The sequence below is a fragment of the Pseudonocardia wallangbongensis genome (assembly GCF_054486945.1).
In genome coordinates this window covers 328,559-353,873 of the sequence record NZ_JBRERS010000007.1, presented here as the reverse complement: position 1 = coordinate 353,873, position 25,315 = coordinate 328,559, and the positions used below count along the sequence as shown (strand labels likewise).

At 75.1% G+C, this 25,315-nt stretch carries 1 protein-coding gene (only partly in view); it reads right to left on the bottom strand.

The features are described from left to right. Positions 1–25,315 carry the 5' portion of a rhomboid family intramembrane serine protease gene (locus ACU436_RS26190; protein WP_459029587.1) on the bottom strand. 2,987 nt of this gene lie to the left of the window's left edge, so only the first 25,315 of its 28,302 coding nucleotides appear in the window; its start codon is at positions 25,313–25,315; its stop codon lies beyond the left edge, outside the window.

Below are 25,315 nucleotides of genomic sequence, written 5' to 3'. Positions count from 1 at the left end.
CGACCAGCCGCTGCACCTCGTCCACGACGTGCCGGAACACCACGATCGCCCCGCGCGGGGCGTGCTCCGGGTGCACCCACCCGAACGCGATCAACGTCCCGGCCGGATCCCGCACACCGGCCCGCCGCAACGCCTCCACGGTGGCGTCGTCCGCGTCCCACACCCGGATCTCGGGTGCGCCGGGAGGACCGCGCGGCAACGCGGGGTAGGCCCACCTCGACAGGGGCCGCATCCGCGCCGCGAGCCGGGGCAGCACGCGCAACACCCGGCGTACCACCGGCGCGGACAGATCGCCCACGGCCAGCGGCCCGCCCCGGCCGTGCGGCGGCGCCCACGGCTTCTCGCCCTGGACCCTCAGCATCTCCCAGGTGATGGTTCCGGCGCGGTGCACCGCGTCGATCCGCGCCAGCGTCGCCCGTACCGCGCGCCGCGACAGCCCGGCCCCGTGCAGCCGGTCCCCGAGCCGCCGCCGGTGGACGGCGTCCAGCTCGGCCAGCACCTGCGCGTCGATCGGCGCCCCGGCCCGGGCGATCTCGGAGGTGAACGGCTGGCTGGTCTTGTCGCCGCTGTCGACCCCCGCGAGAACGACCTGCAGGGCGCTCGTGAACGCGCCCAACAGGGGACGTCCGGGGAACGCCTCACCGTTGTCGATCAGCCGCAGCGCCCCGCGCCGGCCCGTCCGGTAGTTGCCACCCGACCGGTCCAGGTTCGCGATCACGTAGTCCAGCACGCCGGCCCGCAGGCGGTCACGCGTCGCGGCGGCCTCGGTCGCGCCGTCGGGGACCTCGTGCACCCACAGCTGCACCGAGCCCCGGCCCCACGGACCGTGCCAGGCGAACGTGGGCGCGACGAGCCCACCCCAGCCCAGCTCGTCGGCCACGAGGTAGGTGGCGATCTCCCGGACCGGCTCCGCCGCGCTCCACCGCCGCCACCAGCGCGCCGGCTTGTAGATCCCCACCAGCCGGTCGCCGAGGAACACCTGGTACCGGCCACCGTGGACCGTCTTGGAGTCGAACCACACGACCCGCAGCGGGCCGTCGGGCGCACCCCGGATCGCCGCCGGCAGCGTCCGCGCCGCCCGCAACCGGCGGATCCCCTCGCGCGCCCCCAGCAGCACCGCCGCCGCGGCGACGACCCAACCGCTCCCCGCCGGCAGCACCGCCCAGCCGAGGCCGACGACGACCGCGGCCACCCGCACCACACCCGCGGCCGCCCCGAACCGGACGACCGCGCCGGACCGCGACGAGTCGGGCACCCCGGTGGCGGAGGCCGGCCCCGGCGCGTACCGGCCCGGGTCCGCCCCGGCGAGCTCCCTGGCGCGGCGCAGCTCCGCGGCCAGCCCGTCGCCGTACTCGCGGAACGGGACCCCGTCGATCAACGCCTCGCCGTGCACCCGGGCCCGCTCGTACTTCAGCAGCAGGCGTTCCAACCAGTCGGCCGGCAGCAGCCCCGCCGCGGCGTACGCCTCGAACTCGTGGACCATCCGGCTGGTCACGAACACCGTGGGCCGGCGCAGGCCGAAGTGGCGCAGCTCGTTGCGGCGGCGGACCGTGTACGCGCCGACCTTCGCCTCGATCCCCGCCGCCCGGGCCCCCGCACCCTCGCGGGCCATCGCGGCGACCACGCTGCCGGTCGTCACCACCCTGATCCGGACGTCCGGGCGGCGCGGGACCCGCCGCTGGAGATCCCGCGCCCGCCGTGCCGCCAGGAGCGCCCTCCAGAACGTGGTCTCCTCGCCGTCGGCGAACGGTTCGACCTCCAGCGGGCCCTGAGGAGCGGGCCGGGCGGGCCCTCCGCCGAGGCCGATGGACCCGTCGACCTCCGCCAGCACGTCGTAGACGAGGACGGCGTGCATCCGGAGCGCCGCGGTGGCCCGGTGGACGACCCGCCAGTTCTCCTGGACGGTGTTGCCGTCGTTGTAGTGCCCGCTCCACGCGCTCAGCTCCTCGACCACGAGCTGGTCGCCGTCCGCCCGGAGCACGGCCGTGAAGGCGACCTGCACATCGCGACCGCCCGCGGCGAAGGCGTGGCTGAGCTCCACGACGTCCTCGGCCCGGCCGCTCGGGCCGGGGAGGAGCGCGGGGATGAGCCACAGCTCGCCGTCACGGGTGAGCACGCCCTTGACGAGCCGCCGGGACCGCGCCAGCTCGGCGACGGCGGCGCTGCCCAGCCGGGCTCGGGTGATGCCGTGCGACCGCGCCAGCGCCAGCTCGGCCGGGTAGTTCTCCGGCATCTGGTTCGGCCTCGGGGTGGCCAGGCCGATCAGCCGGTCGGTCACAGACGCCGGACCCGGCTCGGCGCTGCGATGGCCCGACCGGCCGGTGACGCGCGCGAACAACCGGGTGAGCACCCCCCGCCGCCGCCCCGGCCCCGCCCGGCCGGCGACCTCCGCGGGAGCCGTCGCGGCCCCCGCCGCCTGCACCTGCCCGGCGTACGCCGACGCGAGGGCCCGCCAGGACGACCAGTCGGCGAACAGCTCGGCGATCCGGCCGGGCACGCCCTGCTCACCGGTGGACGGGCGCAGGCCGTTCGCGACCGCGGCGACGACCACGGCCGCGACCCGCGCCTGTTGCGGGCCGAACCCGGCCCAGCCGCCGAACAGCGCCTCCACCAGGGCCGCCACCGCGTCGGCCGGGTCGGCGGCCACCACGTGCAGCGTCGTCCCGTCGAGCTGCCAGCCCGTCCCGCCCGGGTCGGTGCGGCGGTGGAACACCACGGTGGGCCGGGCCGGCCACGTCGGGTGCCACCCCTGGCCGTCCAGCAGCGCCGCGGTGTCGAGCAGCCAGCTGTGCAGGACGAGCCCCAGCTCGCCGTCACCGGGCAGCCGCAACCGGGTCGAGCGCAGCCACGCGGCCCACGCGTTGCGCGCGGCCGGGCCGAGCTCCGGTTCGGCCACCCACCGCTGCGCGCGGGCGGCCCGCAGCGCGCCGGCGAACCCGTCCGCGTGCGCGTCGTGGCGGGGGCCGCCGTGCTCCCCGCGGTGCACCCCGCCGGGCAGGTGGAAGTCCCGCTCGTGCTCGAGCAGCCCGAACCACCACGCGGCGTCCAGGCGCCCGGCGGCCAGGTGGCCCGCGAGCTCGTCGAGCATCCGCCGCGTGATCACCACGACGCCCCGCTCGCCCCACCCGAACGCGATCACCCCGGGCACCGGCAGCTCGCCGTCGAGAACCAGCACCCGCACGCCGGGCGGGCCGCGCGGCATCCGGTGCGGCATCGCCTCCAGCGGGGTCAGGGAGTGTCCGACCGCCCGCAGCACGGCGACGACGCGCTCGCGTGCCGCGCCGTCCAGCGGCTGCTCGGCCACCGCACCGCCGCCGAGCGACCGGGATCCGGAGCCGAGGCCGTGGGCCGACGGGAAGGCCCGCAGGACGGCGACGGTGAGGTCGTCGCGGCCCCCGGCCTGCTGGGCGGCGTCGGCGAGCCGGGCGGCGCCCGCGGCGGGGTCGGCGTGGACCCCGACCGCCAGGGCGAGGTCGTCGGGTTCGTCGAAGTAGCGCCACAGGCCGTCGGTGGTCAGCACGAGCACGCCCGGCACATCCGGTGCGAACCGGGTGACGGTGGGGGCGGTGCGGTAGTCGCTGCCCGCCCAGCGGGTCATGATCCCGGCCTCGGTGATCGGCCCGCCCCGGGAGTCGTCGGTGGTCAGCTGCTCGCCGCGGAGCGTGCGGTCGACGGGTAGGAAGTAGGCGCGGGCGGTGCCGACGTGGGCGATCGTGATCGTGCCGTCGGCGGCGTGGTACGCGGCCACGTACGCCACGGCGCCGTGCCCGGTGGCCGGCGTGTAGTGCATGCCGAGGGCCGACGAGCCGGCCTGATGGGCGTCGTCCAGTGCCTTGGCGGGCGTGCGGGAGCCGCGGTCGGTGCGGGTGAGCTCGGCCCGGAACGCGGTCGCGAACCTGTTGGCGGCCAGCCGCGAGTCGGGGTAGCTGAACACGCCGTCGACCACGGCGGCGACCCGGTCCCCGTTCGGCAGGGTCACCAGCAGGGCCGCGTCCTGGTTGGTGCGGTTGCCCTGGCCGCGACGGGTCACGGCGGCCATGCCGCGGTCGGCGGTGGCGTCGTCGCCGTAGGGTCGTTCGAGCCAGTCCTGGTGCGGGACGACCGGTCCCCCGCTCGAGGCCGGCGCGGGCTCCACCGAGAACAGGTCCTGGTGGCGGCCGCGCAGCTTCTTCGCCGCAACGCGTGCGGTCTCCATGACCGACCACCCGCCCGCGGTGCGGTACAGCCCGGTCTCCCACGCGTAGTCGCGGTCGATCTTGTAGCGCTCCAGCGACAGCCGGGCCTCGGCCAGCGCCTCGTCGCGCTCGGGGCCGGGGTGCAGGTGGTTGAGCCGCTTGCGGGCGGCGTCGAGCTCGCGGGCGATCTCCCGCAACCAGAACGCGGCGGTCGGCGGGAGCGGGTCGGCGCCGGGGGCGTGCATGCGGGCCGCGTCCGCACCGGTGAGCGTCCGGTCGATCTGGTGGGGGTAGGAGCCGATCGCGTCGAGGTCGGTCTTCGCCTGCCCACGGGCTTCGGCCAGCGGGCCGTACGCCCGGACCTGCGTCAGGCGCGCGATGTCCAGCAGCGCTCCCGCCTCGGCCGGCAACCCGGCGACGTTCCGCTGGTCGGCGAGGAACTCGGCCGCACGCAGGGCCCGGTGGTACAGCCGGTCGGCCCGGTCGGTGTCCCGCACGAGTGCGCCCAGCTCGCGGCGGTGCGCACCGGGGAGCACCGCGTGCCGCCAGCGGGCCGCCACCAGGTCCCGCACGGCGGCGGCGAACCGGACCGGGGCGGCGGGGTGGTCGGGGGGCAGCGGCCAGTCGAGCCGGCCTGCCGAGTGCCGCAGCAGGTACCCCAGGCTCCTCGACCTGCGCCACCGGATGCCCGCGTCGTCGACCCAGCCGTCACGCCAGTGCCGGAACGCCAGGTCACCGGCCCTCAGGATCTCCCGCAGCGCCGTGTAGGCGTCCTCCTCCGCCGGGGAGACATACGGGTCGACGCCTGCGGGCATGCCGCGCTGACGGCGCGTGAGGGGCTGCAGCTCGGCACCGCCGGGCAGGGCCAGCGGGTCGGCGCGCACGGCGTGCCGCAGCCGGGGCGCGGCGGCCCGCCACAGCGCGGTCAGCTCCTCGTCGGCGCGGTAGCCCGTCGTCTCGTCACCGTGCAGCGCGCCCAACGTGACGAGCACGGCCAGCGTCTCCTCCCAGCCGGTGCCGCCGAACTGGGCGGCGAGCTGGGCGGCGGTGCCGGGCCGGCGCCGGCCGGCGATCACCAGCAACCGGTCCAGCAGGGAAGCGGGCACGGCGTTCGGCGTGGTCTCGGTGGCGTGGGCGATCGCGTCGTTCCAGCGCTGCCGGTTCCACGTCCGATGGGTGTCGCTCAGGTCCACCTCGACGCGCAGCAACGCCGCGGAGCGCAACAGCTGCATGCTCTCGGCCAGCTCCCAGAGCTCCCACACCCGCTGCCCGCCCGCTCCGGCCCGGCGGGCGGCCAGCGCCTGCTGTTCCGTGGAGGCGGCGTCGCTGACGCTGCGGTGGCGCTGCTCGGCCAGCTGCGCCACCGCTTCCAGCGCCTCGTGACGGGGCTTGCTCATGCCGTTCAGCTCGAACTCCAGCGCCCGCAGCTCCGCCCGCGCCCGCTTCGCGTCGGGGTGCCGCGACCGGTGGTTGTCGAGGTAGTGCTGGCGGATCTCCTCCAGGAGGGCTCGCCGCGGGCCGGCCAGGTACTTCGCCCGCAGCCGGTTGCGCTCCTCGAGCTCCTGCGCCAGCCGCTTCGCCCAGACCCGGTGCTCGGCCGGTTCCGGCCCGAGACCGGCCTGCGCCCACAACGCCTCGGCGAGCTCCCGCTGGAACGTGAGGACCTCGGCGGCGGCCGGCGGCAGCGTCGCCGCCACCCGGTCGAGCGCGGCGGGATCGGCGGCGAGGATCGGCACGATCAGCGCGACCGTGTCGACGTGGTGGATCCGGCGCTGCCCCGCCGCCGCCCGCTCGCGGGCGAGGGCCGCGTTGATCGCCGGCGTGTCGGGCAGGGCCTCCCACTCGTCCAGCGGCTCGTGGATGTCGGCGGACATCCGGAGCCACAACCGGGCGGCCAGGCGCCGTGCCAGCTCGTCGTCCAGCGGGCCGGTCAGCCCGACCCGGCCGAGCAGGGTGTTCAGCTCCACGCGATGGGCCGCGATCCGCCGGTGCAGCCGGTTGCGCGACCAGATCAGGCGGGACGGGGACCGGAGCTGCCGCGACCCGCGGTAGCCGTAGTACCCGGCCCGGTGTTCGTCGGGATCCCGGACGAGCTTCCCGATCAGCCACACCGTCACGGCCGCCACCACGAACCGGACCAGCACCGCCGTGAGCGAGTCGTTGGCGTCCACCCACGCCCGGCTCACCCAGGCCAGGCCGATCACGACCGAGGAGAGCCCGGCCAGCACCGGGTCGACCGCCTTGCGCAACAGCAGCCGGGTGTCGACCGGCGAGAAGTTCTTGTAGTCCAGCCACGCGAGCAACGCCTTGCGCTGGCGGTCCGCGGTCCGCTGCGACGCGTCCGCGGCGCTCGCCTTCAGCTGGAGCTTCTTCGCCTTGCGCTTCGCGATCGGCGCCATGATCCGGCCGACCAGCCCGTTGACGTACTCCGCGATCACGGTCGGCGAGGCGTAGACGAGCGTGGCCACCGCCAGCGTGTTGATCAGCTCGCGCAGCGCGCCCGGGCTCAGGCCGCCGGCGAACCCGCTGATCACGAGGTACACCGCGGCGGACAGCGTCCCGGTGATGACCGACTTGATCGTGCGGGTCCGGTTCAGGTCCTTCTTCTGCACGATCGCGGCGGCGATCCCACCCGCGATGGCCACCGCACCGAGCACCAGCCAGGCCGGGACGTGGACCGGGACGAACACCCGCGTCAGGCCGACCGCCGCGGTGAAGAGGTACGCCAGCACCGCCGACCGGCGGGCGTCGCGCCGCGGATGGGTCTGCATGCCGGAGCCCTGGTTGGCGTACTGCCGGCGCAGGACGTACCGGTAGACCAACCCGGCCGACACCAGCGGGCTCAGCAGCGCCTTGATCCCGCGCAGGCCGGGCTGGTGGGCGAACACCGGCCACAGCACCGACCACGCGAGCTGCACCATGCCCCACGCCGCCGGTCCGGCCGCGCCGACCGCCAGCCCGCCGACCAGCCACAGCCCGATCCGCGGGCCGTGGGCGCGCAGCCCGCGCATCAGCGCCTGCCCGGGCGGGCCCCGGGTCTGGCGCGGCGTCCACACCGCGCGGGCCGCCGCCACCAGCGCGGCCGCGGCGACGACCAGGCCGATGGGGCCGGTGACCGCGGCCGCACCGACGATCCCGAGCTGCCCGCCGGCAAAGACCCCGATCCCCGCTCCGACGCCGAACCCGGCCAGCCGGCCCAGCCGCCGCCGGTTCCGCTCGGCCGCCGGAACGTCCAGCTCCAGGTGGGCCACGAGGCGGCTCCGCAACCCGGCGAGGCCGCGGCCCCGCGCGGCCCGGTCGAGCCGCCCACCGGCCCGCGCCGACGGCACCCCGGCGTCCGTCGCGATCTGCACCGCGGTGTCCCGGGCGCCGCGCAGCGCCCGCCCGGCGACCGCGTCCGCGGTGCGGGCGACCGTCAGGTTCGGGAACGCCGCGGCGAACGCGTGCTCGACCACCGTGACGGCCTGGCCGAGCAGGAGTCCGGTGGCGGGCACCCCCGCGGGCGGCTGCACCGCGGCGGCGTCGAGCCGCAGGGCGCGCGCCACCAGCCGCCGCGCCGCCCGCTCGCCGAGCCCCAGCGCTCGCGCGACCCGCTGCACCAGCTGCGCCTCGGAGAGCCGTGCACCCACCGGCATCGTCGAGTTGACGCGCGCCAGCCACGCGACCCAGCCGAGCTGCTCGGCGGTGACCGCCCGCTCGGCCACCCGCTGCTCGCGGTGCAGCGAGCGCGCGGTCCGGCCGGTCAGCGCCCGCAGCCGGGCGACGCCCCGGATCTGCTCGCGGAGCACCCGCGCCGCCCGCCACCGGTCCAGCGCCCCGCCCCAGGCCGCACGGGCGTCCTTCCAGCGGTCCAGCCCCCACCGCCGCACGTTGCCCGCGACGTCACGGACGTCCTGCACCCGATCCAGCACCCGGTGCCAGATCCGGTCGGCCGCGTCGGACAGGGTCGGGGGATCGGCGGGGAGGGACCTGATCTCGTGCCGGGACAGGCCCGTGCCGCGGCGCACCGTGCCGGCCCGCACACCCGCGTCGAGGGCGACCACCGCCGCCGTCGCGCGATCCGTCTCGAACGACGTCCGCGCCTCGGTCGCCCGCTGCGCCGCCTCGCCCAGCGGCTCCGTGGCCACGTCGAGCGCCGTGGAGCGCTGGGCCACCTGGTGCCGGACCTCGACCAGCAGCTCGGCGGCCGAGAGGCCGGCCGCGGTCAGCTCCGACGGCAGGGGAGCATCGCCGGCCAGCGCCGGATCGGCCAGCCGCGCCCGCACCCGCTGCGGGTGCACGCCCAGCGCGCCGCCCAGCTCGTCGGCGATCTCGTCGTCGGTCCGGCCGAGCTCGCGCAGCCGCTCGGCGAGCGCCGGCACCCAGCCCAGCCGCTCGCCGAGGCCCCGCTCGTGCTGGTGAACGTCGTCCAGCACGGTGGCCAGGAGCTGCTCGGCATCGTCCCGCCTGCGACGCAGCTCCGCGACGTCCTCGCGGAGCCGATCGGCGGCGGCGCGCCGGCCCGGCCACCACAGCACCCCGGCGGCCAGCACGCCCGTGTCGGCCACGCCGTATCGGGCGGCCGCCAGGCTCGCCACGAACCCACCCACGAAGAGCACGACCGTCCACGCCAGGCGTGGTGTGGAGAAGAAGCGCTTCCACCACGGCGGGCCGCGGGACCGGGGTTCGGGGCCGGACCTGCGCGGCCCGGCCGCCTGCATCTCGGACGTGCCACCGGATCCGGCCGGTGGGGTGGACGCCCCGTCCGGCCCGCTCGCGGTCGGGCTCGATCCGCCACCGACCACCGGCCCGCCACCGGACGCGGTCGGCCCCGACCCTCCAGCATCGTCCCCGCCACCGGAGCCGCCGACGATCTCGCCGACCTGCTCCGGCGTCAGCCCGGTGACGGCCGCGATCCGGTCGATCGGCAGCCCGTCCCCGGCCGCCGTGCGCACCGCCGCCTCCAGCGCGGTCCGCCGCTCCGCCTGCCGGTCGGCGAGTGCCCGGTCCGCGTTCTGCACGTCCGTGATCGCGGGTTCCAGCCGAGCCTCCAGCGCGGCCAGTGCGGCGGCGAGCCGGTCCTTCCGTTCCTCGAACGTCCCGGTCGGCTCGCCGAGGCCGGCCGCGGCGGCGGGCAAGGTCGGGTCGTCCGCGAACAGCCGGACCTCCGCCGGGTCGACCCGCAGCGCCCGTGCCACCGCGGCCACCCGGCCGGGCGTGGCGTCGAGGCCCGCGAACAGCCACCGCACCCCGTGCCGCTGGAGGGCGGCCAGCTCCGCGTCCGCCGCGGCCGCCCCGGCCCGGGCCCCGGCCAGCCCGTCCCGGGCCGCACCGACCGGGCCGTCCAGCCCGGACACGACCAGGCGCAGCGCCTGCTCCGCGGCCCACCGCTGGTCCGCGGGGGCGAGCGCCCGACCGGCGCGCTCCGTCCCGGCCGCACCGGGCCTGCCCGCACCGGCCTGCTCACCCGGCCGGCTCCGGGCGGCGGCCTCGTCGAAGCGCGCCAGCAGCTCCCGCAACCTGTGCTCCTGCAGCGCGACCGCGCCCGCCGCGCGCGCCGCCGTCCCGGCCGGCAGCGTCGCCACGAGGGCGTCGAGCCGGTCGAGGAACGTGCGGTCGCGCTCCACCGACCGGTGGTGATCCGGGTCGAGGTGCCGGCGGGTCAGCACGACCCGCTGCAGCAGCGCGACCAGGTGCCGTACCTCGGTGGCGGTCCAGGCAGCCGCACCCCACTCGCCGGGGAGCGCGGCGGCCACGTCGGCGGCGTCCCGGGCGACCCGCTGCAGCGTGCGGATCGCACCGGGGAGGTCACCGGCCGCGACCTGGCGCCGCGCCTCGTCGACCGGGTCCCGGGTCAGGCTCAGCTCCCGTTCGGCCGGGGTGTGGGCGGCCTGGGCGGGGGCCGGGCCGGGCTGCGCCGCCGGGAGCGTGGGCACGCGGGGGCGGACCCGCTCGACCAGCTCCCGGTACTCGCGCTGCGCCGTACCGAAGCGCTCCTGTGCCGCGCACAGGTCCGAACACACGGGTCCGAGTTCGACGAGCCGCGCCGGCGTGCCGTCGAGGAGACCACCGTGCTGGGCGAACGCCCGCCGCACGTAGGCCAGCCGCTCGCCGGCATCCTGGACCGCGCGGGCCGCCTGGTCGATCGGGGCCGCCGCCCGGGTGCCGACGACCTGGTCGACGACGTTCTCCGGCCGCAGCTTGCCCTTGACCGTCAGCACGAGCTCCCTCGTGCGCCGGGCCTCCGCGCGCTCCTGCGCCTTGCGGATCACGCGGTTCGCCAGCCGCAGCCGCCAGCCGGCCAGCTCGCCGGAGCTGTGGTTCCGCAGGTACCGCAGCAGGCGACGGCCGGCGAACGCGGCGAGCTGCGGATCCTGCAGCGACAGCGACTCGCGCCAGGTGCCGGGCTGGCCGTTGCGGCCGAACCGGCCACCACCCTGCTCGACGGCCCGGCGGGTGCCGAACATGTTGATGATCTCGACGTGCCCGCCGCCCCGGGCGATCAGCAGGTCGCGGGCCGCGGCGCTCGCCCCCGGGAAGTCCCGGTGCCCGCCGAGGGCGATGTCGGTGCCGCGCCCGAACCGAGCGGTGGCCACGGTGACCGCGAACGGCTTGCCCGCCTCGGCCTTCGCGATCGTCTCGTACAGCTGGTGCGGGGTCAGCGCGCTGACCACCCGCGGCTCGACCGGGTGCGGGCCGGTGGCCAGCACCTCCCTCAGCATGGCGGCGAAGGCCCGCGTGTCGAGGATGTCGCGCATCAGGACGAGGACCGGGCGCCCGTCGCCGCGCCGGTGGGCCTCGAGGATCTCCTCCGCCACGCTGCGGTTCAGCGCCCCGGCGTCGGCGAAGACCCGCCGCGGCAGCTCCGCGAGCCGGCGCGGGTCGTTGGTGGCCAGCTCGAGGACCTCGAGGCCGTAGACCTTGGCGAGGACCGCCTCCGCGCTCTTCGCGGTGCCGGTGACACCCCGGTAGGACAGCTGCGAGTTCAGGTAGTCGAGGAGCGTCTTCTCCGACAGGGTGCGCAGGGCCGGCTTGATCGTCATGCCTTCGAACGCCTCGACCCGCCCGTGGCGGAACCAGCGGACGCCCGGCATCGCTTCGCCGTTCTCCTGGTCGACGGGCACGGCGTTGTCGTCCTGGACGAAGTACTCCCGCTCGAACCGATGGTGCCACCCGGTGGTGAGGGCGTCGGCGATCTCGGCGATGTGCCGCCTGGTGAGCTCGCCGCCCAGACCGACGCGCTCGGCGAACGCCTTCGCCTGCTCCGCGCTGATCCGCACCCGGCCGCCGACGGTGCTGTACTCGCCCTCCTGGAAGGCGCGGGCCAGGTCGGCGATCGCGTACATCTCGGCGGCGTTGCCCACCGAACCCTCGGCCTGCTCACCGAGGCGGTACGCGGTGCGGCCCCAGTCGATGGCCAGCATGTCGACCTCGTCCATCAACACGTGGCGAGGTCCGAAGCGCAGGTTCGTGTCGTGCAGGCCGCGCTGCCAATCGGAGACGATCTCCCGCGCGGAGCCGTAGACGATCTCCGCCCGGTAGATCTCGCGCAGGTTCGCGGGCGCCTCCGGCGTCCCCAGGAACCCGTCCGGCTCGTTCCGCCCGACGCCGGCCACGGTGTTGCGGCCGGGCTCGCGGTACTTCACGTCGATCCCGAGCAGCTCCGCCACCCGCGCGGCCTGCTCGGCGCCTTCCTTCGCGAGCGTGCTGTTGTGGGTCATCACGACGACCGGCTCACCCTCGAGCGCCCGCTTCACCGCCCAGAGCCGGGCCACCAGGGTCTTGCCCTCGCCCGTGAGCATCTGCACGACCACACCGCGCGGCAGGTGCCTGCGCAGCAGGACGTCGAGCCGGCCCGCGACGGGCATCCGGTCCAGGGCCAGCAACGCCGCGATCTGGACGTCGTAGGGCTCCTGGCGCTCGCCGCTGTGCTCCTCGGTCGCGCGCGCGTTCGCCTCGCAGACGAGCGCACACCGCTGGACCTCGGTCAGCTGGTCCGCGCCGACCTCGTTGGTGCGCAGCTTCCGGACCAGGTCCTCGAAGCCCCGCGAGCCCCGCCACTCCGCGATGAGTCGCTCGACGCCTTCGACCGTCCCCAGGTACGGCCGCAGCGTCTCCTCGACCTGCGGCGCGTGTTCGCGGAACGCACGCAGTTCCTTGCCGACCTGGTGCGCCCGGTTCCGGGCGGCACGCAGCGCGTGCTCGACGGCGACCTTCTCGCCGTCCGCGGCAGCACGCAGCCTGCGCTCCAGGAACCCGGCCTTGGCATCCGCCAGCGCCGCGTCCTCCAGCGCCTGGTGCCAGAGCCTCGCGAGGGTGCCGCGGGGATCCAGGGATCTCGCGCCCTTGCGCCGTGCCACCTCCGGCGCCGCCGGACGGTGCTCGACCTGGACGAGCCTCTCGCCCCCGTCCTCGTACTCCCTGACCCCGTAGTCCTGGTGCTCCCCCTTCGCCTCCTGGAGCTGCCGCCGCAACGCGATCTGCGTGCGCAGCTCGTCCACCGGCATGCGCTTGCGGAACAGGCCGGTGCGGATCCCGCGTGCCACGGCCTCGATCGGGCGACCGACCCTGCCCTGCATCGCCCGGGCGAGCTTCCTCGCCGAGATGGGCTTGGACCGTCCGGCCGGCGGGGGCACGCCCGACGCCGTCCCGGTGACCGGGTTCGGATCGAGGCCGAGCCCGGACGTGCTCACATCGCCGGCGCCGCCGTCGGCGCCCGAACCCTCGGCGGGGCCGTCGCCGTCGCCCTGCTTCGCGCCACCGCTGCCGCCCTTGCCCCCGGTCTGGTGCTGGCGGCCGCCGCCGGCGCCGGGTCCGGGCGGGAGCGTCTCGTGGCCCTGGCTGCCCGGGATCGGCGGGGTCGCCGGGTTCTCCGGGGCACCCGGTGCGTCGGGGGTCGCCCGGTCGCCCGAACCGGCACCGGTGCCGTCGCTCGAGACCCCGTCCCCGCCCACCGCGCGCGGCACGCCGCCGTCGGCCGATGCGGGCGGCGCCTCGATCCCGTCGCCTGCGCGGAGCGCGCCCGCCGCGAGCTGCTGGGCGAGCTCCGGGTTCGACCCGGCTCGCAGCGCCGCCCGGACGTCGCCCCGGCCGAGGCCGAACTGGGCAGCCAGCTTCCCGACGCGCAGGGCCTGGATGGCGCCCGTGCCGGGGAGCCCGATCTCGAGGGACAGCGCGGTGTTGCCGGCGACCCGGACCGCCCATTCCGCGGTGGCGATGTCGATCCCGAACACCGCGACCAGATCCTGGGCCGACGGCACGTCGTACGCGCCGCGCACGATCTCCCCGATGTGCGTCACCAGCGCGGGGTTCTCGGCGACGCGCAGCATCGCGCGGGCGTCGGCCGGGGCGATGCCGAAGTCGCGGACGAGCGCCTCGGCCGTCGGGCGGGGTCCGCCCTCCGCCAGCCGGCCGAGCTGGTTCACCAGCGCGATGTTGCGCGCGGCCCGCAGCGCGACCCGGGCGTTGCCGCGGCCGACCCCGAACTCGCTCGCCAGGACCGTCTTGGTGAGCGCCCGGTACTCGCCCTTCCCGATCGCCTCCATCCGCTCCGGCAGACCGCGGACGCCGGTGAGGCGGAGCATCGCGTCCGCGTCGGCCCGGGTCACCCCGAACTCGCGGACCAGCGTCTCGACCGCCGTCGCCCGGTCCTTCTGCACCAGCTGCCGGACCCGCTCGACCACCGGGATCTGCCGGCCCTCGACCTCGGCGTACCGGTTCGACATCCGCACCGCGAGCCGTGCATCGGAGCGCGAGATGCCGAACGTGGTGGCCATCTCGTCGACCGACAGCGGCCGGACCGATCCGTCCGCGATCTTGCCGGCCAGCTCCGCGAGCCCGCGCATGCCCGACACCTTCAGGGCGCCCTTGGCGAGCCCCTTGCCCACCCCGTAGGTGCCGGCGAGCGACGTGGCCGACTCGCGCATCGCGGCCTGACCGTTGACGTGGTCGACCAGGCGCGTCCCGTTCATGGCCCGCAGCGCGTCCCGCGCCTGCCGCGGGGTGACGCCCAGCTGCTCGACGAGCTCCGACGCCGAGCGCGACGGCCCGGTGCGCTGGTTCCGCATCCACGAGACCAGCTGGAGGTTCGCCGCGTCGTGCCGTTCCTGGAGCCTCGCGCGCGCCTGCTTCCGGCTGATGCCCTCGACCTTGGCCAGCTGCCGGGCCGACAACGGCCGGCCGCTGCCCGGGAGGCCACCCTCACCCGCGATGCCACCGCGGCCCGGCGGGATGGACGACGCGTCACCCAGCGCCCGGCCCAGCGGCCCGGCCCCCACCACCCGCTCCGCGCCCGGCGTCGTGAGGGTCGCCGGTTCGACGCCCTTCCGGGCCCGGGGCAGGCCGATGGCCTGGACACCCGACCACTTGCCGACCCCGCCGAGCAGGACCGGCACCCCGAGCATCATGCCGCTCTGGATCGACCCGTGGACGGCCATGCTCTTCTGGGCCGGCGTCATGGAGCCCCAGTTGGCCACCGTCGAGTACACGTTCTGGCCGACCGTGTAGCCGAAGGAGCCGAACGCGAGCGCGTTCGCGCCGTAGGCCACCCGGGCGCCGGCCGTCGCCGTGGTCATCCCGAGCATCCCGCGCCAGGTCGTGCTCGACGCCGCCTGCGCGCCGTGCCAGGCCGTCTGCCAGCCGGGGGCCGCGGTGATGCCCCGCTGCCACGCCGTGGCGCCGACGCCCCGGACACCGAGGCTGCCGCCTATTCGGGCGGTGGCCTGGGCCGCGCCGCTCGCGGCGGCCTTGATCCCGACGCCCACCCCGACGACGGTCAGCAGGTTGCCGGCGAGGCCGATGTAGTCGGCCACCGCGGCCGGGTTGTCGAAGCCGTTGGACTGGCCGTGCTCGCTGCGGTTGATGATGTTGCCGACCGCGTCGACGGTGGTGTAGGCCACCCCCGCGGTGATCAAGGCGGTACCGCCGACCGCGGCCGCGACCCCCAGCGGCGACGCCGCGCCGAGGGTGGCGAGGGTGGCCACGCCGCCGCCGACCCACAGCAGCACCCCGCCGACCACCATCGCCCCGCCGACGACGTAGCCGCCGAACTTGTCCCACCAGCTGGCGGGGGTGTGGCCGGTCGTCTCGACGATGTGGCACCTGGTGCAGCCGTCGGGTCGCTCGGAGTCCGTGCCGGGGAGGTAGCCGTTCTCGTCGAGGCCGGAGAGGTCGTTCAGGTTGTCGGGCGCGATCAGGACGCCGTCCTCGGCCAGGACCTCGTTGTTGTCGCGGAAGTCCTGCAGGTCGCCGAAATGCGCGCCCTTCATGTCGATGTAGCGGTATGTGCCGTCGTCCTGCTTGACCCGGAAGAGGGTGACGGTGGTCCAGCCGCCCTCCTCGTCGTCGGTCTTCGGCTGGTAGTACGGCATCGAGATCCGCTCGACCGGCTCGCCGTCGGCGGACAGCTCCTCGATCCGGCTCTTCACGTCGCCGACGAACTCCTCGGGGACCCAGCGCTTCAGCTCGGCGTCCGTCGGGTCGATCTCCGTCGGAAGCATCTCTGCTTCCTTCATCTGCGGCGTGAGGCCGTACATGGCCAGCTTCGCCCGGCCGTCGAGCGTGTCGAGGCCCAGGTCCTTGTTCTCGGCGAAGACCTTCTTCAGCGGTCCGTCGTAGTTGCGCCAGCCGGCCATCAGCGGCGCGGCCGTGTGGATGTAGCGGAAGTCGGGGAGCATCGTCGAGGGCAGGGCCCGGCCGCCGAGCAGGCTCTGGTCGGGCCCGATCGGGTCGCCCGGCTCGTAGTTCTTCGGCGCCTCGAACCTGCGGTCCCGGACATAGGTGTAGCGCAGCTCGGTGAGCGAGCTCAGCGTGCCGAACGTCCCCGCGAGCGTCCGCTGCCGTTTCTGCTGCGAGACGGACAGCTGCTGGTAGAGGCCGTTGATCCGGTTGTGCCGGCCGAGGGCGTCGCGCAGGTCGCCCGCCCAGCCGGGGTTGCCCGACGCGTCGGCGTAGGCGAGGTCGGTCTCGCGCAGCGTCTGCTCCGCGCCGTCGATCTTCGCCAGGTACGGGCGCTGGGCGACCGTGAGGGCGTCCTGCTCGACACCGATCGCCTCGTACTCCTGGTTGAGCCAGATCGCCTCGCCGGTGTTCGGCCCGCCCCGCCCCTCGATGACCCCGGCGGCGTAGTTGAACTTCGCGATGCGCTCGTTGAGGGCCATCGTGCGCGGACCCAGATCCGTGTGCATGGCGTAGTTGGCGTCCGAGAGGGCCTTCTGCTGGTTGGCGACGATCTCGATGACGTCGTTCTGCTGGTCGATCGTCGGCGCCTTGGACGGGTCGTACGCGTCGCCGAGGAAGTGCTCGACGAGCTGCCGGTCGTTGCCGGCCTCGGCGTTGGCGGCCGTGAAGTCGTCGATCGTCCAGGCCGCGCCGCGCATCAGCTGCAGCCGCGACGACGCCGGCGCCCACTTCGCGAGCAGCCCGGGCGCCTTGCCGTCGATCGCGTCGCGCAGCGGCGCGATGTCCGCCCACTCCCCGGCATCGATGTGGTTGTCGTCGGCGAGCGCGTTCTCGGTCTTCGTGGCGAGATCGTCGATCTGCGGCTGCAGCTCCTCGTACTTCGGCTGCAGCTCCTCGATGGTGACGGTGTCCTCGAACCACGACATCTGGGCGCCGTCGCTCTGGGTCTGCGACAGCGGCAGGTCGCGGTTGTAGGCGTCCAGCACGTCCTGGTTGCCGGACTCCCTGAGCTGCTTGATCTCCGACGCGGTCAGCGGGCGCCGCTCGTCGGCGTCCCGACCCAGCAGCGACTTCCCGTCCGGGCCCTTCAGCTCGGACAGCTGCTCCGCCATGTCCTCGGACATCTGCATCGTCGGGTCGAGCACCGCTGCCATGGCCGCGTTCGACTCCGGCGGCGCGTCGAACTCCGGCGCACCTTCGCCCAGGCACGCGTTCGCGCCACCCGAGCAGTACCGGCCGGTGTGCGAGCCGTCCGCGTCGGGGTAGAGCAGGCCGGTGCGGACCGGTACCCAGTTGTCCTTGCCCTGCTCGACCACGATCGCGTTCTGGGAGTGGCCCTCGAAGCTCCGGCCGCCGCAGTAGCCGTTGGCACCCGAGGCGCCGCAGATCGCGCCGCCGCCCTGACCGGCCCCCTTGCCCTCGGCGTTCGCGAGCGAGCGGTTGTACTGGGTGAACCCGCACTTCCCGCCGGATCCGGCCTCGCAGCTCTGGAAGTCGCCCCACGGCGTGTAGCGGGTGACCGTGCCGCCGTTGCTGTCGTCGAACAGCGTGACGCTGCCGAAGCCGTTCGGGAACCGCCCGGTGCCGGTGGGGAGCTGCTCGGTGATCTGGCAGTTCTTGCAGCTGGTGACCGGGTTGTACGGCCGCGGGTCCATCTCGTAGCTGCTGGCGACGCCCGGCATCGTCCGGACGCAGTCGCCCTGGCACCACAGCGACCCGCCCTTGCCGTTCTTGCCCGGCGTGGTCGCGTTGATGCCCTTGCTCAGGTCGCCGCCGGTGATCTCGATCCTGAAGAGGTTCGTGCCCTCCTGCTCCGAGAAGCGCGGGTTGTTCGCCGGGTTGTAGTTGGGGTCGACGAACTGGATGTAACCGGTGGCGCCCTTGATCGAGTAGATCCCCGGTGTGAGGTCGCGCCCGCGCCCGATGATGTCGGTGACCCCGCCGGGCAGGTTGTCCGCGTGCACCACGTCGCCCTGGGCGTTGGTGAACTCCCCGCCGCCGTGGAACTTGATCCGGGCCGGGGCCCCGGACCCGTCCTGGGCCTGGACCTGCCCCCAGTTGCCGTCGACCACCAGGTGCTCGCCCGTCGGCGACCACCACTCGCACCCGCCGTTGCACGTGCTGGCGAACGGAGAGCCCTTCGTGTTGGCGAACCGGACGTTGTTGAGCGCCGACTCCGCCTGCGCCTTCCGCGTGAAGACGATCTTGTCGCCGGTGCGGCCGTCGATCGCCCGACCCCGGCCGCGCACCCACGCCTCGGCGTTGCCCTCGGCATCCTGGGCGATCCCGACGCCCTCGGTGCCCCGCACCTCGTGCTCGGAGCCCGGCTTGCCCTCGACCGGCATCCCGGCGTAGTAGTCGCCGTTCGGGTTGCCCTGGCCGTGGTCGTTGCCGCCGGTCATCCCCCCGTAGGTGAACTGGCACGGCAACGTGGGGCACGTGTGCGTCTCGATCTGGTCGGTTCCCGCCGGCTTGATCTCGACGACGACCTCGCCGTCCGGCCCCTCGGTGACGCGGACCGCCGAGTGGTCCTCGTCGACGTCCTCGATGTCGATCGGCTGACCGTTCTCGTCCACGAAGACGCCCAGACCGCTGGTGTCGATCTTCGCGGCCTGGAAGTCGAGCCCGGCACCGCCGACGTCGCACCCACCGTCCCCGGTGCAGCCGGCGTCGGCCACCCCGTTCGGGCCGGCGATCGCCACCGCCCACGCGCCGCATCCGCCGTTGCCCGAGCCGGAGCACGTCGCCCACTTGTCGGCCGTGTACTTGCCGTAGGGCGTGTTCAGCTCGTCGTGGGCCGCCGCGTGCGCCGTGAAGGACGCCGAGCAGTTGGCGGCGCCCGAGCAGCTCGCCCCGGCGCTCGCGAAGCCCTCCTCCGCCTGCGCGTACGCCATCACGGCGACCCCGCCGCCGCCCATGCCGCCGCCACCGGAACCGTGTGCGTACGCCGACGCCCACGAGCCGGACGGGTGCGAGGCGTACGCCGACGCCGTGGCCTCGTAGTAGTGGCTGCAGTGCGTTCCGGCGCTGCCCGTGCACGAGGCCGAGGCCTGCGCGGAGTCCCCGCCGCCCGATGCGGAGGCGGTCGTCATGACCATGCCGCCGCCCATGCCGCCCGATCCGTAACCGGTCGCGGTCGCGAACGCGCCGGGCGCGGACGCCGAGGTGTGCACCCGGTAGGAGTAGGAGCAGTTCGTGCCCGCGCTGCCCGTGCAGGACGCCCCGGCCTGGGCCGCGCCGTCGCCGCCGGCCGCCATCGCGGTGGTCATGGCCATGCCGCCGCCGGTGGTCCCGGAGCCGTAGCCGGTGGCGGTGCCGAACGCGCCGGGCGCCGAGGCCGAGCTGTGCGCCCGGTAGGAGTACGAGCAGCCCGAGCCGGCGCTGCCCTGGCAACCGGCCGCCGCCATCGCCCGGTCGGGAGCGGTCTGCGCCGCGGCGCTGGTGCCGCACCACCCGGATCCACCGGCTCCGCCCGCACCGCAGTCGGCGTGGGCCGTGGCCTCGTTCCCACCGGTCGAGCTCGACGCGGAGCTCACCGACGCGAAGCTGTGCCTGCAGGTCGAACCCTCGGTGCCCTGGCAGGCCGCCGTCGCCATGGCTCCGGCCTCGCTCGCCCCGACCTGGCTGGAGCCCGAGCACTGGCCGTTCGCCCCCGCGACGCACGCGGTGTGGGAGGTCGCGGTGTTCCGCGCGCCCGGCGCCGTGCTGCGCGCAGCCCCGTCGGTGCTGGTGCGGCAACCCGTCCCGGCACACATCGACGTGGCCTCGGTGAGGCCCGCCGCGACGGTCCCGCCGCTCGCGGCGTAGCAGCCACCGGCCGCGTTGCACGTCGCCGCGGCCCGGCCGTGGAGGCCGGGGCCGGCCGTCGTCGTCGTGGAGGAGGCCCGCGTCGCACAGCCGGCGGCGCTCCCGTCGTCGCAGGCCGCGGTCACGGTGGCGCTGGTGGTGGTGAACCGGGCGGCCGGGTCTTCCGCGGTGCTCACCGTGACGGTGGACCCGGCGGAGATCTGGGCCTGGCAGGCGGTGGTGCCGGCGCAGGCGGTGTTGCCGGTGGCCGTGCTCCGGGTCTGCCGGCCGGCGGCGCCCGATGCGGCGTCGACCTTCGCGGACAGCCGGCCCGTGCACCCGGCCTCGGGGCAGGCCAGCTGCGAGGTGGCCTGGCCGGTGCCGGTGTACCCGGGCACCGGCTCGTCCTTGCCCTGCACCTGGCCCGCGTTGCGGACTAGCTGGGCGGCGGACTCGCTGCTCACCACGCACCCGCTCGCCGCGGCGGTGCAGGTGGCGTCGGTGCGCGCCGCCCCGGCGAGCCCGGAGGTGGCACCGGTGGTCGAGGCCGTGCAGCCCGCTCCGGCGCACTGCGCGGTGGCGGACGACTGGGCCAGCGTGGCCGGAGCATCCGGCACCGGCTTCGCGGCCAGCCCGGCGGCCTCTGCGGCTGCCTTGCGCGCCTCGGTCGCGGCCTTCGCGGCGTCGGCGGCGGTCTTCTTCTGTGCGGCGGTCGCGCCCGGTCGGGCGGCCACCCGTGCAGCCTCCGCCGCGCGCTGCTCGGCCGTCCTGGCCTGCTGCTGCGCCTGCTCGGCTGCGCTGTTCCGCTGCTCCGCGACGATGTCGGCCACGACCTGGCCGGACCCCGCGGTCGAACTGGTCTGCGCCTGGCAACCGGAGCGGCTGCTGGCACAGGTAGCGCTGGTGCTCGAGCCGCCCTCCGGTGGGCCGCGCGCCCCGTTCCCGTCGTTCACCGCGACCGGCCCGTCACTGCCCGCGGCCGAGGTCCGAGCCGTGCCCGCGCACACCGCGCCCGCGGCGCAGTCCACCGTCGCCGATGCCATCGACCAGCTCGACGCGCCCGGCACGGTCGGCCCGCCGGAGTTCGCCGACGAACCCGGCGCCGCCGGAGCCGGCACGGTGGCCGGCTGGTCCTGCCCACCGTCCTGCGCCGGCGCATCCCCCGTTGTCTCGGAGGACACCGTGGCGTTCGCGGTGGACCGCTGCGCCACCAGCGGCGCGATGACGTTCGCGTCCGGCCCGGTGGAGGAACCGGAGTTGGCGACCGCCTGGCACACCCCGCCGGACACGCCCTCGCACGAGCCCGTGCTGCGCGAGCCCCGCGCCTCCGCCGAGACGGACGGGTCGACCGCGCTCGCCGCACTGGTCACGTTCCCCGTGCACGCCTGGCGACCCTCGCAGGTCATCGCCGCACCCGCGGCCGATGCCGCCGAGGGGCCGGCGGGCATCCGGGCCGCGTTCACCGACTGCTGCCCGGGCCCGGCGAGCGCCGACGCGGCACCCGGGCCGGACGATGCGCTCGACACCGACCGCACCTCGCACCCACCGGTCGCCCCCGTGCACGAGGCCGTGCCCTGCGAGGTCCGCGGCGTCCCGTTCGCGACCGCGCCGTCCCAGGCGGTGGTGCTGGTGCGCACCGAGCCCGAGCACCCGGCCCCCGCCTCGCAGACGAGGTTCGCGCTCGAGGACGACGTCGAGGACGGCCCGGCCACCGGCTGCCCGGCCACCGGCAGGCCCGTCTTCGGATCGACCACGACGTAGTCCGGGGCGCTCGACGCCGCGGAGGACGTCTCGCCCGAGCAACCGCCGCCGGTCACCGTGCACTCGCTCGTGGCCGAGGTGCCGCGGGCGCGCGGGCTCACACCCGTGTCCCGCGCGCTGGTCGCGCTGGAGGCGGTACCGCCGCAGGCGGTCGCGGCGCCGGAGCACCGCACCGACGCGTCGGCGGTCGACACGCTGACCGGGCCGGACACCGCGGCCACCCCGGTCTTCGCGCCGTCCGGGGCCGGATCCCGGTCAGCGACCGTCGTGCCGGCCGACGTGGTGCAGCCCCCGCCGGCGCCGTGCGCGGAGCACGACGAGGTGCCGGTGCTGTCCCGCACCCCCTGCACATCACCCGACGCACCACCCGAGGTCGTGCTCGACCCCGACGCCGCACAGGCGGCGGCCGCGCACTCGATCGCGCTGCCGGCCGAGCTCACGGCTTCCAGCACCCGCGTCCCGACGGCCTTGCCGGTGCGGGCCAGCAGGTCCCCGGGCTGCTCGGCAGTGCGGTCGGACACCTGCGAGTCGGACTGCGTGCCGCAGCCCCCGGCGGTCGCCTCGCACCGCGAGGAGGCCTTGGTGGTGCGCACCGGCGCCGCCGCACCCGCGCTGGCGGGAGCCCCAGTGGCGGCGCCGGTGGTCGTGCTGGACGCCTTCCCGCCGCACGGTGCGGCGTCGCAGTCCACGTTCGCGCCCGCCGAGCTCGACGCGCTCGCGTCCCCGTCGGTCAGCGCCGCCGGGCGGATCGTGCCGTCGGCGGCCAGGTGCGCGTCCCGCTCGTCGGCGCGGCTGTCCACATCGGTGCCGGCGTAGGCCTCGCAACCGCTGCCCGCGGACTCACACGACGCGGTACCGCTGCTCGTGCGATTCGCCGCGGTGACTCCGCGCCCGTTGCCCGCGGTGCTCGCCGTACCGGCGCCGGTGCAGCCGGCGCCGCAGTCGACCTCGACCACCGCGTCACTGCCACCCCCGCTACCGGCCTCCTCGCGGCCGGCGTCCGACTCGCTGCGGGTCGAGCAGCCGCCGCCGGAGACCGTGCAGTCCGCCTTGCCGTCGGTGGCCGACCCCGGCCCACCCGCGGCGGCCTTGCCCGCGTTGCTGTCGTGCCCGGCGTCGGTGCTGCTGCTGGCCGTGCCGTTGCACCCGGCGCCGCAGTCCACCTCGGCGTCCGCCACCACCGCGTCGGTGGAGTCCTCGTCGCCCAGGTCCACCCGGCTGGAGGTGGCGCACCCACCGGCGCCCGCGCAGTGCGCGCTGCTGCTGCCCTGCCGGCGCGTCTGGCCGGTCTCCGCGTCCGCGGCGTCCTCGCTCAGCGCGGCCAACCGCGTGGCGGGCCCGTCCCTGCCCGACCCGGAGCTGCTGCTGCCACACGTCCCGCCGTCGGACTCGCACTCGGCCGACGCACCCTCCCGATCGGCCCGACTGGACTGATCACACCCACTGCCATCACATCTCGCGGAGGCCTTCGTCACCCCACCATCGCGACCACGACTGGACGCACTACTCCCACAACCCGAACCGTCACACGACGCCTCGGCCTTCGAACCCCCAGCCTCAGAGGACGCACCACACCCCGACGACACCCCCGACAGACACAACGACCGCTCCGAGTCCCGCTCCCCATCCGCAGACTCCGACGCCGACCCACACCCCGTGAACGCCCCATCCGAACCACACCCCGCGGCCGAACCCTCACCATCCAGATCGTCCTCCGACACCGTCTCCACGTGCCGGTCGGTCACATCCATCAACTCGTCGGTAGCCTCGTAGACCTCATCACGCTGCTCCTCGAACGCCTTCACGTTCTTCCTGTGCGCGGCCGCGGTCACCGCACCGGAGGAGACCCTCTTCTCCTCCGCCGCCAGCTTCTTCTCGCTCTTGTCGAGCTTCTCGTGCCCGTCGACAACCTCATCGACCAACCCGGCCCGGTCCTGCGACAGCTCCGCCCGATCCGCCTCGTACCGCGTCTCGAGCTTCTTGTGCGCGCTCACCTGCCTGTCGTACTCGGCCTTGGTGGCCTTACCCGACGCAACATCCTTCTTCGCCTGCGCCAGCTTCTTCTCACTCTTGTCGACGCTGATCCGGCCCTCGAGCACCTTCTCCGTCTGCTCCGACGAATCCTCGGCGTCGTCCGACTCGTCCCCATCCTCGTCGTCGTCCTCGTCGCCATCCCCGCCACGCGGCGGCCCACGAGACCGCGCATCCGAGAACTCCCGCGACGACAACGCCGAGACCTCATCCGAACTCAGCCCGGAACAACCACCGTCACCGCACAACCGCTCACGATCCCCGCGGTCCAGCCCGCCCAGCTTCACCGACTTGCCACCCTTACCGGCAGAGAGCAGCTTGGCGAGCGCCTTCTCATCCTTGGCCGCCGACTTCTTCTTGTCCCGGCCGACCGCCTTGCGGACCTCACCCCTGACCCGCTCGACGTCCTCCTTCGAGACGTCCCCGTGCTCGCCGGCCACCCGGGCGGCATCCCGGACCAGACCCTTCACGGACTTGCCGACATCCCCGTCAACCTTGCCGTCCGACACATCCCGCACGATCTCGCCGGCCCGCTCGACCAGCCGCCGGACGTCCCCGGACCGGCCCTTCTCCTTCTCGCCGGAGTCCTCGTCCCGCTCCCGCGACCCGACGGCCTCGGCGATGTCACGGGCCAGCTTCGCCCACGACTTCACACGCTCACCCGAGTCGGACCCCGTCTTCTCGCCCGACCGCTTCCCGGACGCCCGCTCGGCGGTCTTCTTCTTGGCGGAGCCGTCCTCCTGGTCGGCGGACCCGACCGCATCGGCCGGCCGCTCTGACCGCTTCCCGCCGACCCGCTCGGGCAGCTTGTCGACCGCTTCCCGCAGCTCGCCGCCTTCGTCGCCCTTCTTGCGGGAGCGCTTGCCGTCGTCGTCGCGATCCGCGGCGCGTGCCTGCTTCCCGTCGGCAGGCGTGGCCCGCCGGTCGTCGTCCCCGTCCTCGCCGGCATCCCCCGCCGCGTCCCGGGCATGCTCCGCGCGCTCCCGAACCTCACCCAACGCGTCACGCACCCGCTCCCGAACGGCATCACGCACCCGCTCACCGTCCTCGCGAGCCGAGTCCTTCGCGTCGCCATCCTTCGCGTCGCCGTCCTCGCGAGCCGAGTACTTCGCGTCCTTCGCGTCGCCATCCTTGGAGCCACGCTCGCCGGCCTTGTCGCCGTCCTTCGCGTCGGAGTCGCCGCTCGCGGAGTCACTCCCCCCGGACTCACGCTCGCGCTCCTCGCGCCCCGCCCGCTCGTGATCGTCCGCCTCGTCCCGCTCGCGACCCTTCTCCCGCCCGTCAGCACCCTCGTCGCTCTCCCGGGCCTGACGCTCCCGCGCCTTCTTCTCCCGGTCGTCCGAGTCCTCGGAGTCCTCGCGGTCCTTCTTCTCGGACTCCTTCTCCGCCTTCTTCTCGGACTTCTCGTCGTCCTTGTCGGACTTCTCGTCCTTCTTCTCAGACTTCTTCTCGTCCGACTTCTTCTCTTCCTTGCCCGACTTCTCATCCTTCTCGTCGGACTTGTCTTCCTTCTTCTCAGACTTGTCCTTCTTCTCGGACTTCTTGTCCTTCTTCTTTTCCTTCTTCTCCGACTTCTTCTCCTTCTTGTCCGAGCCGCCGTCGTCCCCGCCCGAGTCCCCGTCGCCCGAGTCCCCGCCGCCGTCGCCGCTCTGCCTGCTGCTTGCACCCCCCTTCATCAGGCTCTGCTGAACGGCCGCCGCCGGCACCACAACCGCCGCCGACGCAGGCGTCGCGAGGAACGCCGCCCCGACCCACAGCACCACCACGGCTCCGGCGAGCGTGCACGCCCACCGCACCGCGCCCCACAGCCACTCGGCAGGCGAAAGCCGGAGCCGCACGGCGTCGACGTCCGTACGCAGGGCGAGGCCGACGGCCTCACCCTCACGCACAGACATCCGAACCAT